The organism is Marinibacterium profundimaris (genome assembly GCF_002210095.1).
Taxonomy (GTDB): Bacteria; Pseudomonadota; Alphaproteobacteria; order Rhodobacterales; family Rhodobacteraceae; genus Marinibacterium; species Marinibacterium profundimaris.
Window position 1 is genome coordinate 254,308 of record NZ_AQQR01000001.1, and the last position, 11,777, is coordinate 266,084.

The following is an 11,777-nucleotide window of genomic DNA, read 5'->3' on the forward strand; positions in this document are numbered from 1 at the left end:
GGCGCCAGGTGCTTGTTTTCTTTAAGGAACGTCTGGTGTTCCTGTCGGTCCCCAAGACCGGGACGACGGCCTATGAACTGGCCTTGCGCGATCGCGCCGATATCGTCGTCTCTGATCCTCCCGAGCTGAAACATGCGCCGGTCTATCGCTACAACCGCTTCTTCCGCCCGATGTTCGAAAAGGTCTGTGGCGTCGAGATGGAGACGCTGGCGGTGATGCGTGAACCGGTCTCGTGGCTGGGCAGCTGGTACCGCTACCGCAGGCGGGATTTCATGACGGGCAAGCCCAACGCGACCCACGACGTGTCATTCGACGATTTCGTGCGGGCCTATATGAAAGGGGACCCGCCGGGATTCGCCAATGTGGGGCGGCAAAGCCGGTTCCTCGAGCCGCGGCCCAACGGCACCGGCGTCACGCATATGTTCCGCTATGAAGATCGGGCGCGGCTGGATGCCTTCCTGGCCGAACGGCTGGGGCAGACATTCGCGACGACATCCGAAAATGTCTCACCCCACATGGAGCTGACCCTGTCGCCGGGGGTGGAGAAGCGGCTGCGGCAGAAATTCCACGAGGAATTCGAGCTTTACGACTCGATCCCCTGAAAGGCGCCCGGCGCCCCTGCCCGCTCAATTCAGCTGCCGGTGCACCGTCTCGGCCAGCTCACTCAGCGAGAACGGCTTGGGCAGGAAAACGGAATTGGGGATCGCGGTGTCCTCCTCGCCCAGGGCGCCCTCTGCATAGCCGGAAACGAAGACCACGCGCACGCCCGGCCGGTCCTCCAGCGCCTTTTTCACCCAGCTTGGGCCATCCATGCCGGGCATCACCACGTCGGTGACAAAAAGATCCACGGTCACGTTCGGGTCATCCAGCGTCTTCAGCGCGTCCTCGGCCGAGGCCGCCTCCAGCACCGTGTAGCCGCGCAGGCGCAGCGCGCGCGAGGCAAAGGCACGTACCGGCGCCTCGTCCTCGACCAACAGCACGACACCCTCTCCATGTTTGGCGGCCTGCGCGGCGGCGGGCTGGACGGACCGGGCCGGCTGCGTGGACGGCATTTCCTCGTGCACCGGCAGGTAGATGGTAAAGACGGACCCCTGCCCCTGACTGCTGTCGACGAAGATGTAACCGCCGGTCTGCTTGATGATGCCATAGACGGTGGAGAGACCAAGGCCGGTGCCTTCGCCGGTGCGCTTTGTCGTGTAGAAAGGTTCGAAGATCTTCTGCAGCTTGTCGGGCGGGATGCCCAGGCCGCAATCGCTTACCTTCACCGTGACGTATTCTCCCGGAGGGACGGTCGCCCGGTTGCGCTCGATCGCGTTGTCGAGGTTGACCATCTCCGTCTCGATCCGGATCTCGCCGCCCTGGGGCATGGCATCGCGGGCATTGACGACAAGGTTCATCAACACCTGTTCCAACTGCCGCTTGTCCGCGCGGATCGAACGCAGCACCGGGTCGTGGCTCAGCGTCAGCGTCACCTTCTCGCCCACCAGACGGTTCAGCAGGTGTGTCAGGTCCGACAGCGTGTCGCGCAGGTCCAGCACCTCGGGCCGCAGGGTCTGCTTGCGCGAGAACGCCAGCAGCTGGCTGACAAGCGCCGCCGCGCGGTTGGCGTTCTGGTGGATCTGCACGAGGTCGCCGTAATCCTGGTCACCCTGGTCATGGCGCAGCAGCAGAAGGTCGCAATGGCCCGAAATCGCGGTCAGAAGATTGTTGAAATCATGGGCCACGCCGCCTGCAAGCTGGCCGATGGCCTGCATCTTCTGGCTTTGCACGAACTGCGCCTCGAGCGTCTTCAGCTCTGTCGCGTCGTTCAGCACCGCCATCAGCGCCGCCTCGCCGCCCTCCTGGATCGGGTTCAGCGTGACCTGGACAAAGACCTCGCGGTCCGAGCGCGACAGGCGCAGGAATTCCGAGGAGCCTGAGGCCCCGCTGCTCAGCGTTTCGCGCAGCCACTCGCGGATCGGGCGGCCCAGCCCCTGCATGACATCACTGAGCCAGGTCGCCTCTGCCGCCTGTTCGCCCAGCAGGCGCATGGCACCGCGGTTGCAGGCCAGGATCTTGCCGTCGCGGCCCAGTTTCATCAGAGCGACGGGCATCGTCTCGAACGCGGCTTCCTGCGCGCCGACAAGGTCCTTCAGGCTGGTCAGGTAGATCTCGCGCCGCCCCGCGCTGGCCTCGAACTCGGAAACGACGACCTGCGCCGGGCCACTGGCAGTGGTGATCGTGTTGACCTCCCCCTGACGCGGCGGGCTTTCCTGGAACAGCCGGTCGAGCGACTTGATCCGTTCGCCGATCAGACGGCGCGCGGCCTCATTCATGTAGAGCACGGTGTTGTTGCGCCCCACCGTCAGCACCGGGACGGGCAGCGAATCCGCACTGCGGCCCGACGCGACACGGTCGGGCATGTCCTCGATCCGCCAGAGATACTGGTCCGGCTCCAGCCGGTGGACCGACAGGCGCAACACGCCCGTACGTGTCGCGATGTCCTCCTTCGCGGCGCCGGCCTCCTGTGCGCGGGTCTGCAGGCGAAAGAACACGGCAGCCGGGTTGGCAAAGGTGGCGCGCAGGGCGTCGGCAAAGGTATTGGCGTCAAAGTCGGTGAACCGCCTGCGCGCGGCGGGGTTGCGGGACCGGATCTCGCCCTTGGTGGTGACGAGAAAGGCCGGCGTGGTGTCGTCGGCCATGAACCGTTCCAGCATGTCGATCGCGATGCGCCGGGCGCGGCCATCGATCAGACGGATCACGCCGATCACGGCGCCGGTCAGCACCAGCGTGCCGCCGATGGCCAGAGAGGCGCGGCTGATCACCAGGTTGGGTGCGGCCAGCGTGGCATAGGCGACAAGGGCAATGGCCAGGGCAAAGAGGATTACGGCCCGGCCCCGCTCGGGGACCATCGCGTTCAGGTTGGTCAGGGTCGCCGGGTCGCGACTGAACACGCATCTGCCTCCTGGGCCAGAGAATCATGCTTCGTTCTTTCTGGGCCAGTGGCAATTAATTGCGTCTTAACATCAGCCTCGCACGTGCGACGCCGTGGCGCGGCCTCAATCCCCTCCGGCATTCCACCTGAGATTGTATTTTGATCAGCTCTTTCGCGTCAATACGGACAAATGAAAGCCGTCGGTGCCAAGATCTCCTTCGGTCACGGGCCAATCCCGGGTCGATTGCACGGACCAGTCGCCGTGACGGACAAGGAAACCGGCGATCTGGTCGCCGTTTTCGGGCCGCAGGACGGAACATGTCGCGTAGGCCAGCACGCCGCCGGGCGCCACAAGCGGCACCGCGGCATCGAGAATTTCGGCCTGAAGTGCGCAGAGGTCGTCCAGCCGGTCCGGCGTCAGGTCCCACTTGGCATCCGGGGCGCGCCGCCAGGATCCGCTGCCGGAACAGGGCGCGTCGCACAGGACAAGGTCGAAGGGGCCGAGGTCGGCCAGACTGCCGGTCTCGGCCAGCCCGATCGCGGCACCGGCGCGATCGGCGCGCGCAGGCAGATCGCGCATGCGGCGGGGATCGGCGTCATGGGCCGTGATCGTCAGACCGCCCGTCGCGGCCATCGCCAACGCCTTGCCGCCACCGCCGGCGCAATAGTCCAGAACGCTTTGGCCGGGGCGCAGGGGCAAAGCCTCGACCAGAGCCTGGCTTGCGGCGTCCTGCAGTTCCACCAACCCCTCGGCATAGGCCCTGCCCTGGCGGATGCGGCGGGCGCCTTCGGTGACGGCGAGCGCAGTCGTGGCGGCGGGATGAGGCTGGGCCGTGACACCGTCCTCGGCCAGCCGGGCGATGGCGCTGTCGCGGTCGCCGCACGCGGTGTTGACCCGCAGATGCACGCCCGCGCGGCCGCGCAGGGCCAGGGCGGCGGGTTCGGCGGCGTCGCCGAGGCTTTCCTGGAACAGCGGCCAGAGCCAGTCCGGCAGGTCAAGCCGGTCCGTACCTTCGGGGGCGTGGCCCGCGGCGCGTTCCGCCGCGCTCAGAGGCGCCGGTGCGTGCGGAGCGCCGGAAAACATCTCGTCCAGCGGCAGTCCGGCGGCGCGCAGGGCGCCGATCATGATCGACCGGCCATCCGTTCCGCCACCAAGCGCGGCGAAGGACCGGCGGCAGCGGATCGCGCCGAAGACATGGTCGCGCACGGCGGCGCGGTCCTTGGACCCGGCATAGCGCGCCCCCCGCGCCCAGGCGGTCAAAGCCTGTTCGGTGGCGGCGCCAGACCCGATCCGGTCGAGCACCTCGATGGCGGCCTGGACCCGCGCGGCCGGGGTCACCGGCTTACATCGCGCGGTAATTGGGCGATTCGCGGGTGATCTGCACGTCGTGCACGTGGCTTTCCTTCAGCCCCGCGCCCGTGATCCGGACGAATTCGCACTTGCTGCGCATCTCTTCGATGGTACCGCAGCCGGTGTAGCCCATGGCCGCGCGCAGACCGCCGACCAGCTGGTGAATCACGGCGCCGGCCGAGCCCTTGTAGGCCACCTGCCCCTCGATCCCCTCGGGCACCAGCTTGTCGCTGGCGGCATCCTTCTGGAAATACCGGTCGGCCGAGCCCCGCGCCATGGCGCCAAGCGAGCCCATGCCGCGATAGGATTTGTAGCTGCGGCCCTGGTAGAGGATGACCTCGCCCGGGCTTTCGTCGGTGCCCGCGATCATCGAGCCGACCATGGCGCAGGAGGCGCCGGCGGCGATGGCCTTGGCGAAGTCGCCCGAGAACTTGATGCCGCCATCGGCGATGACCGGCACGTCCCCGGCCGCGGCGGCGCAATCCATCACGGCCGTCAGCTGCGGCACGCCGACCCCCGCGACCATCCGCGTGGTGCAGATGGAACCCGGGCCGATGCCGACCTTGATCGCATCGGCGCCGGCATCGATCAGGGCACGTGTGCCTTCGGCGGTGGCGACGTTTCCGGCCACAACCTGGACCTCGTTCGACAGCATCTTGGCGCGGCGCACCGCATCGGCCACGCCGGCGGAATGGCCATGGGCGGTGTCGATGACGATCATGTCGACGCCGGCATCCACCAGCGCCTCGGACCGGGCAAAGCCGGCGTCGCCCACGGTGGAGGCGGCAGCGACACGCAGGCGGCCAAGCTGATCCTTGCAGGCGGTGGGGTTCAGCACCGATTGCTCGGTGTCCTTCAGCGTCAGCAGGCCGGTCAGCTTGCCGGAGCCGTCGGTGATCAGCAGTTTCTCGATCCGGCGCGCCTTCATGAGCGAGATCGCCTCTTCGCGGTCGGCCGGTTCGTGCAGGATCGCCAGGTCCTTGGTCGTCATCATCACGTTGACGGGCGTGCGGTCGTCCGAGGCGAAGCGCATGTCGCGGTTGGTCACGATGCCGACCACGCGGCCGGCCTCGTCCACCACCGGAAAGCCCGAGACGTTGTAGCGTTCGCGCAGCGCCTGGGCATCGGCCAGGGTCTGGTTGGCGGTCAGGGTCACCGGGTTGTAGACGATGCCGCTTTCGAACCGCTTCACCCGGCGGACCTCGTCGGCCTGGGTGTCGATATCCAGGTTGCGATGGATCACGCCGATCCCGCCGGCCTGGGCCATGGCGATGGCCATGCGGCTTTCGGTGACCGTGTCCATCGCGCTGGACAGCAACGGTATGTTCATCCGGATATCCCGGGTCACCTGCGTGGAGGTGTCGGCGTCAGCCGGCAGCACGGAGGAGGCCGCAGGAACCAGGAGCACGTCGTCAAAGGTGAGGGCCTCGCGAATCTGCATCTGTCTCGTCCCATGCAATAGCTCGTTTGGCGGCGACCCTATGGCATGATTTCGAGGGCGGGAAAAGAGGCGGCTCAACATATTGTCGTGCTTGGGCGGAAATGCAGAACGGCTATGCGTTTTCGCGGTGCTGGCGAAATGCCCCTGGCGCGGCGCGGGTCGACAGCGCGGGATCGAGGTATTTGGGCAAAGGTGAAGACAGGGGCGCGGCACACCGGACCGGCCGGCAGGCGCGAGGTCGGCCCTGGGGAGCCGCTGCGGCGACCTTGGGCGCCACCGGCCCGATCGCACGCGTGTGGCGGGTGCGGGATGGAGTATTTGGACCAAGAAGAACCAGGGGACGTGGCGCGGGAGGCCGCGGAGCGGGCCATGGCAAGGGGCATGCGGCGGCGCCCGCCCGGGGGGCCCGACGGGGTGCTGATCGGCTCGGCACGGGCGGGAAAAAGGCGCGGACGGGCGAGAAAGTGGCGGCTGCCGCCTTTTCACCGGAGCGCAGGTGACTATGGTCCGGCAGACCCAGACCCACGGAGCAGACATGTCCCAGGATCCCCTCGTCGTCTTCACGCCATCCGGAAAACGCGGCCGGTTTCCCGCCGGAACCCCAGTTCTGACGGCGGCCCGGCAGCTTGGCGTCGACCTGGATTCGGTCTGCGGCGGGCGCGGGATCTGTTCGAAATGCCAGGTCACGCCGGCCTACGGGGATTTCTCCAAGCACGGGGTGACGGTACGGGACGACGCGCTGTCGGAGTGGAACAAGGTCGAGCAGCGTTATGACGAAAAGCGCGGGCTGAAACAGGGCCGCCGGCTGGGCTGCCAGGCGCAGATCATGGGCGACGTCGTAATCGATGTGCCGCAGGAAAGCCAGGTGCACCGCCAGGTGGTGCGCAAGGCGGCCACGGAACGGGTGATTGCCATGGATGCCGCCACCCGCCTGCATTTCGTCACCGTGGCCGAGCCGGACATGCACGAGCCTTCGGGCGATTTCGAACGGCTTCAGAAGGCCCTGGCCGAGCAATGGGGCGTGGAGGGCACCACCGCCGATCTGACCCTGCTGGCCAAACTGCAGGGCGTGCTGCGCAAGGGCGGCTGGCAGGTGACCGTGGCGGTGTTCCAGGATCACACGGCCACCGCGCCGAAGATCGTCGAGATCTGGCCCGGCCTGCATGAAGGCGGGCTTTACGGGTTGGCGATCGACCTTGGCTCGACCACCATCGCGGCGCATCTGACCGACCTGGACAATGGCGCGGTCGTCGCCTCCTCGGGCCTGATGAACCCGCAGATCCGCTTTGGCGAGGACCTGATGAGCCGGGTGTCCTACGCGATGATGAACCCCGGCGGCGATGCCGAGATGACGCGCGCCGTTCGCGAGGCGCTCAACGACCTGATCACCGCCATCGCCCAAGAGGCCGAGATCGACCCGGCGCTGATCCTCGAGGTGGTCTTTGTCTGCAACCCGGTGATGCACCACCTGCTGCTGGGGCTCGACCCGGTGGAACTGGGCCAGGCGCCCTTTGCGCTGACCACCTCGCAGTCGCTCTCGCTGCCCGCATCAGAGCTGGACCTGTCGGCGATGAACGCCCGCGCGCGGGCCTACATGCTGCCCTGCATCGCAGGCCACGTGGGCGCCGACGCCGCCGCGGTGGCACTGTCGGAGGAGCCGGGCAAGTCCGAGGACCTGGTCCTGGTCGTCGACGTGGGCACCAATGCCGAGATCCTGCTGGGCGACACCAGCCGCGTGCTTGCCTGTTCCTCGCCCACCGGGCCGGCCTTCGAGGGGGCGCAGATCTCGTCTGGCCAGCGCGCCGCGCCCGGCGCCATCGAAAAGATCGAGATCAACCCCGAGACCAAGGAGCCGCGGTTCCGTGTCATCGGCTGCGACCTGTGGTCGGACGATCCGGGGTTCGAGGCCGCGGTCGGCAAGGGAGGCATCACCGGCATCTGCGGCTCCGGCATCATCGAAGCGGTGGCCGAGATGCGCATCGCCGGGATCCTGGATCCGGGCGGGCTGATCGGCTCGGCCGAGCAGGTCGGCACGCCGCGCTGCGAGGCGGACGGGCGGACCCATGCCTATCTGATCCATGACGGATCGGCCGATGGCGGGCCGCGCATCACCGTGACCCAGGGCGACATCCGGGCGATCCAGCTGGCGAAATCGGCGCTTTATGCCGGCGCGCGGCTGCTGATGGACGAGATGGGCGTCGACAAGGTCGACCGCGTGGTACTGGCCGGGGCCTTCGGGGCGCATATCTCGCCCAAGCACGCGATGGTGCTGGGCATGATCCCCGACGCGCCGCTGGACAAGGTCACCAGCGCCGGCAATGCCGCCGGCACCGGCGCGCGGATCGCGCTGTGCAACCGCGCCGCCCGGGCCGAGATCGAGGATGTCGTGGGCAAGATCACCAAGGTCGAGACCGCGATCGAGCCGCGCTTCCAGGAACACTTCGTGGCCGCCAACGCGATCCCCCATGCCACCGACACCTTCCCCGAGCTCGCCTCCATCGTGACCCTGCCGAAGGTGTCGTTCAACACCAGCGGCGAAAGGGAAGGCCGTCGCCGGCGGCGGAAGAGCTGAGCCGCCCTAGCGCGCGCCGGAGCCGCTGGCCACGACCGTGACGGTCCGCAGCAGGATCCGCAGGTCCAGCGCCAGCGAGGCGCGGGCGACGTAGATCTCGTCATAGGCCGCCTTGCGCGCGGTGGCCTCGACCCCCTCGGCATAGCCTGCCTCCACCTGCGCCAGCCCGGTGATCCCGGGGCGCGCGGCGTAGCGGGCGGCGTAATGGGGGATCTGCTCAAGGAAGTGGCGAGCATGATGCGCGGCATCCGGGCGCGGGCCGATCACGCTCATCTCTCCGGTCAGCACGTTGAGGAAATTCGGCAATTCATCGATCCGGTAGGTCCGCAGCACGGCGCCCAGCCGGGTGATGCGGTCGGTCTCCACCCCGGTGTCGGCCGCCCGCTGCAGGCCCGGCGCGGCCGGGGTCATGGTGCGGAACTTCCACATGGTGAAGGTCACGCGGCCGCGGCCCATCCGCTCCTGGCGGAAGAACAGCGGGCCGGGATTGAGGACGGGGTTCAGCACCAGAAGCGTCGCGCCCACCACGAGGATCAGCGGCAGGGCCAGCAGCGCCAGGACCCTGTCGATGACGAACTTTCCCGAACGGTAGAGCCACCCGCCCTGCCCCGTCCGGGGAACGCCCCCGGCCAGGTGACGCCCGTACGGGATGGATTCGGGTGCAGTCAACGGCACGATGAAATCGGACATCGCAAGACCTCGGTTTTCTACCAGGAAAACGGCCGGCCTTTCCGGCTGGCCCGGGTCTTCGATAAATACACTATCCCAGGTTGTAAAAAGGACATAAGGAGAACACACGAAATGTCGCACCCATTACAGTTTTGGTAATTATTGTTAAAATTCCGTTAATTAGGGAATCGCAAAATGGGGGAATTGAGTGAATATTTCATTAACGCCCAACGCAATTCCCGCCCCTGCTACGGGCTCGAAATCGTCAGGTCCGACACATAGGTCTGGGGCAAGGGCACAAAGGTCGAAAACGCCTCGACCGCGTCGCGGAAGCTGGCGGCCAGGTACAGGATGTCGCCATCCGCCACCTCGAAGGATTTCGCCGCAAAGAACGACTCCGGCGTCGACAGGTCGAAGCGGAAGACGGTGGGCACCGTCGGGCCGGGGTAGCCCCGCGCGTCGACCCCCAGCGCGGCCATGGCCGGCGCGGGTGTGTCACGGTAGAGGAACACGCCGGTGCGGTCGGCGGTGCGATTGGCCAGCCCCCCGGCCCCGCCCAGCACATCGACCAGGGTATCGTCGGGGCGGTTGAGCAGCAGCGTCTCGTTGCTGCGCCCGCCGGCGCCCAGGATGGTGACCCGGTTCTCCGGCGTCTCGACCTCGATCACGTCGCCGGGCCGGACATAGACATTCAGCCCCGGCGCGCCCAGCACGTCTTCGAGCAGCGCGGTCCGCGTCACCCCCCGGCGCGACAGCCGCACGCGCAGGTCCTCGGACCGGTCGGTCGGCCCGCCCGCGGCGGTGATCATGTCCAGCAGCCTCAGGTTGGCATCGTCGATCGAGATCCGCCCCGGAACCTCCACCTTGCCGACCACCGCGACCTTGGCGCTTTGCCGGTCGACGATCTCGACGATGGCGGCGGGGTCCACCAGGACGGTTTGCAGCTGTTCGGTCAGCGCCTGCTCGAACTCGTCCACCGTCATGCCGGCGGCGCGCACCAGGCCCAGCGGCGGCACCCGCAGCTCGCCGTCGCGGCCGACCTGCTGCGGCACCAGAGAGGTCTGGTTGATCGGTGACAGCGAGGCGGTGGTGAAGTCGACATAGCCCGTCTCGCTCGAAGACACGATCGAGATCTGCACCACGTCGCCCCGCCCGATGGCCACCCGTTCGGGCCCGCCCACGTCGTGGAAGGCGCGCGCCTGCAGGTCGCGGGTGGCGCGGGTGACGGACTGGGCGATGGAGCGGTCGACCTCGACCAGCACGTAGGAGGCCGCGGGATCCGGCGTGCCGGCCGCGCGGCTGCCGATGACCTGGCCTGCCCCGGCGACGATCGCCTCGGTCGTGGGCCCGCCGCCGCCGCAGGCCGACAGGCCCAGGCAGACGGTGGCGGGTAAGGCAAACCATTTGATCACGCGACCGCTCCACTCAACTTCAGATAGTAAAGTCTTGCCGAAGACGCCGCGTCGGGCAAGGGCGTATTCGCGATATCCCGGGCCTGACAAGACGCCCGCGCCCCGACGGCCGGACAGGCGCCGCACATGTCTCGATCACCCGAGCGAGGTTAAGACTTCGTTAATGAATACAGGGTATTTGCCTCGGCTCACCTGGCTCACGCACGGAATCGCCCATGCGCCATAGAGCGACCAGTTTCCCGGCCCCGATCCTGAGCTTCGGGCTTCTTGTCCTGGTCTGGACTCAGATCGTGACGACCACGGGCAGCGCGCCGGCATTCAACCGCACGCTGCAAAGCAAGGCGGTCACCGGGGGCAATCGGCCGGTGGCCCTGCCGGCTATGTACGACCGGGCGGAATATGAATACCAGATCGCCTATGGCGCGGCCCGTGCCGACCTTCTGCGCCTGGAAAGCCCGACGCTTTATGCGGCCAGCCCGGCGTCGGACCCCGGCGCGGCGCGGCAGATCGCGCGCGCCTCGGCGCGGGCCAGCCTGTCGCAGGCGCCGGCCAATGCCTACGCCTGGCTCGTGCTGGCGGAGGCCGAGATGGCCGCGGGACAAGACAGGCAGGCGGTTCAGGCGCTCGCCGCGTCCGCCATGTTCGCGCCCAACAGCTGGGACATCGCCGAACGCCGCGCCAGCCTTGGCGCGATGCTGCACCGGACCGCGCCGGACCATGCGGCGGCGCTGCGCCCGATCCTGGACCGGGACATCGCGCTTTTGTCAAAGCACCTGCCCGACGCGCTGAGCGACCTGGCGGACATCTTCCCCGACATCGCGAAGCCTTCTGCCGCCAGCCTGTCGCCCATAGCCCCGGACTGACCGCTCGGGCGATCCCTGGCGGCCTGCCCCGCCGCTTCGCCGCCCGGCCCCGCCGGGACGGCCCGCCCGATATGCGGACACCGCCGGTTCTGAGCTCAGCCGCCGACGGGCAGGATGCAGCTGTCCGGCCGCGTCCCCGACGGCACGGTCGGGTTGTTGCACAGGCAGCTGTTCTGCCCGATCGCCGACACCCTGCGACAGCAGGCGGCCAGCCCGCGCCGCTCCGCCAAAAGGGTGCGGGCCTCGACGAAGTCGAACCCGCGCAGCGCGTCACGGATCCCATCCGACAGGGTCTGATAATAGGAAGAGCCGGGTCCGTAATCGCCGCAGAAGGCGTCGAACCCCTGCGCCCGGGCGCCGGGCGTGCCGGCCAGAAGAAGAACCGCGGCGCCGGTGGCAGCGCAGGTGCGGAGCAGTCCAAGATCCATGTAAATCGCGTCCTTTCCGATCAGGAGCACCGGGGCGAGCACGGGATCCGATCCCGACGCGCCCGGCCTGTCATCTGCCCCCACGCGGGCCATGGCGCAGTCCCGCCATGCCACCTGCCCACCGATC

At 67.9% G+C, this 11,777-nt stretch carries 9 protein-coding genes; 3 read left to right on the forward strand and 6 right to left on the reverse strand.

The genetic code is table 11. The annotated features are described in order from the left end of the window. Positions 1-8: 8 nt before the first annotated feature. Positions 9-602, forward strand: coding sequence for a gamma-glutamyl kinase (locus tag ATO3_RS01225; RefSeq protein ID WP_088647973.1), 594 nt, complete (start codon positions 9-11; stop codon positions 600-602). Positions 603-626: 24 nt separating this feature from the next. Here ATO3_RS01225 and ATO3_RS01230 read toward each other — a convergent pair whose 3' ends face one another. The 3 genes from ATO3_RS01230 to guaB all read right to left on the reverse strand — a co-directional run bounded on the left by ATO3_RS01230 (position 627) and on the right by guaB (position 5,706). Next, the gene (locus ATO3_RS01230) at positions 627-2,933 is read right to left on the reverse strand and encodes a hybrid sensor histidine kinase/response regulator (protein WP_408630794.1); all 2,307 of its coding nucleotides are present in this window, start codon (positions 2,931-2,933) and stop codon (positions 627-629) included. Positions 2,934-3,077: 144 nt separating this feature from the next. Then, positions 3,078-4,253, reverse strand: a complete 1,176-nt coding sequence (locus ATO3_RS01235; RefSeq protein ID WP_088647974.1) for an RsmB/NOP family class I SAM-dependent RNA methyltransferase — start codon at positions 4,251-4,253, stop codon at positions 3,078-3,080. Between the two features lie 4 nt (positions 4,254-4,257). Further along, a complete protein-coding gene (gene guaB, locus ATO3_RS01240) occupies positions 4,258-5,706 on the reverse strand; it encodes an IMP dehydrogenase (protein ID WP_088647975.1) in 1,449 nt (482 codons plus the stop codon). 535 nt (positions 5,707-6,241) lie between these two features. Here guaB and ATO3_RS01245 point away from each other — a divergent pair. After that, the gene (locus ATO3_RS01245) at positions 6,242-8,278 is read left to right on the forward strand and encodes an ASKHA domain-containing protein (RefSeq protein ID WP_088647976.1); all 2,037 of its coding nucleotides are present in this window, start codon (positions 6,242-6,244) and stop codon (positions 8,276-8,278) included. 6 nt (positions 8,279-8,284) lie between these two features. On the opposite strand, the gene ATO3_RS01250 is transcribed toward ATO3_RS01245, so the two are convergent. Together ATO3_RS01250 and ATO3_RS01255 are read right to left on the reverse strand one after the other, a co-directional pair. Continuing rightward, positions 8,285-8,968: a sugar transferase gene (locus ATO3_RS01250; protein ID WP_088647977.1), complete on the reverse strand. Its 684-nt coding sequence runs from the start codon at positions 8,966-8,968 to the stop codon at positions 8,285-8,287. A gap of 227 nt (positions 8,969-9,195) precedes the next feature. Next, complete coding sequence (locus ATO3_RS01255) at positions 9,196-10,359, reverse strand: polysaccharide biosynthesis/export family protein (protein WP_158217882.1); 1,164 nt, start codon at positions 10,357-10,359, stop codon at positions 9,196-9,198. A gap of 215 nt (positions 10,360-10,574) precedes the next feature. Between ATO3_RS01255 and ATO3_RS01260 the strand changes: the two genes are divergently transcribed. Beyond that, positions 10,575-11,222, forward strand: a complete 648-nt coding sequence (locus ATO3_RS01260) for a hypothetical protein (protein WP_088647979.1) — start codon at positions 10,575-10,577, stop codon at positions 11,220-11,222. Between the two features lie 95 nt (positions 11,223-11,317). Here the strand turns inward: ATO3_RS01260 and ATO3_RS28735 are convergent, their stop codons facing one another. Continuing rightward, positions 11,318-11,650 carry a hypothetical protein gene (locus ATO3_RS28735; RefSeq protein WP_158217883.1) on the reverse strand — a complete coding sequence of 111 codons (333 nt, stop codon included), beginning with the start codon at positions 11,648-11,650 and terminating at the stop codon, positions 11,318-11,320. Positions 11,651-11,777 lie beyond the last annotated feature (127 nt).

What these genes read in the sequence shown, in the direction of transcription:
- guaB (WP_088647975.1), bottom strand. Translation starts at nt 5,706, where the DNA reads ATGCAGATTCGCGAGGCCCTCACCTTTGACGACGTGCTCCTGGTTCCT.
- ATO3_RS01260 (WP_088647979.1), top strand. Translation starts at nt 10,575, where the DNA reads ATGCGCCATAGAGCGACCAGTTTCCCGGCCCCGATCCTGAGCTTCGGG.
- ATO3_RS28735 (WP_158217883.1), bottom strand. Translation starts at nt 11,650, where the DNA reads ATGGATCTTGGACTGCTCCGCACCTGCGCTGCCACCGGCGCCGCGGTT.
- ATO3_RS01245 (WP_088647976.1), top strand. Translation starts at nt 6,242, where the DNA reads ATGTCCCAGGATCCCCTCGTCGTCTTCACGCCATCCGGAAAACGCGGC.
- ATO3_RS01250 (WP_088647977.1), bottom strand. Translation starts at nt 8,968, where the DNA reads ATGTCCGATTTCATCGTGCCGTTGACTGCACCCGAATCCATCCCGTAC.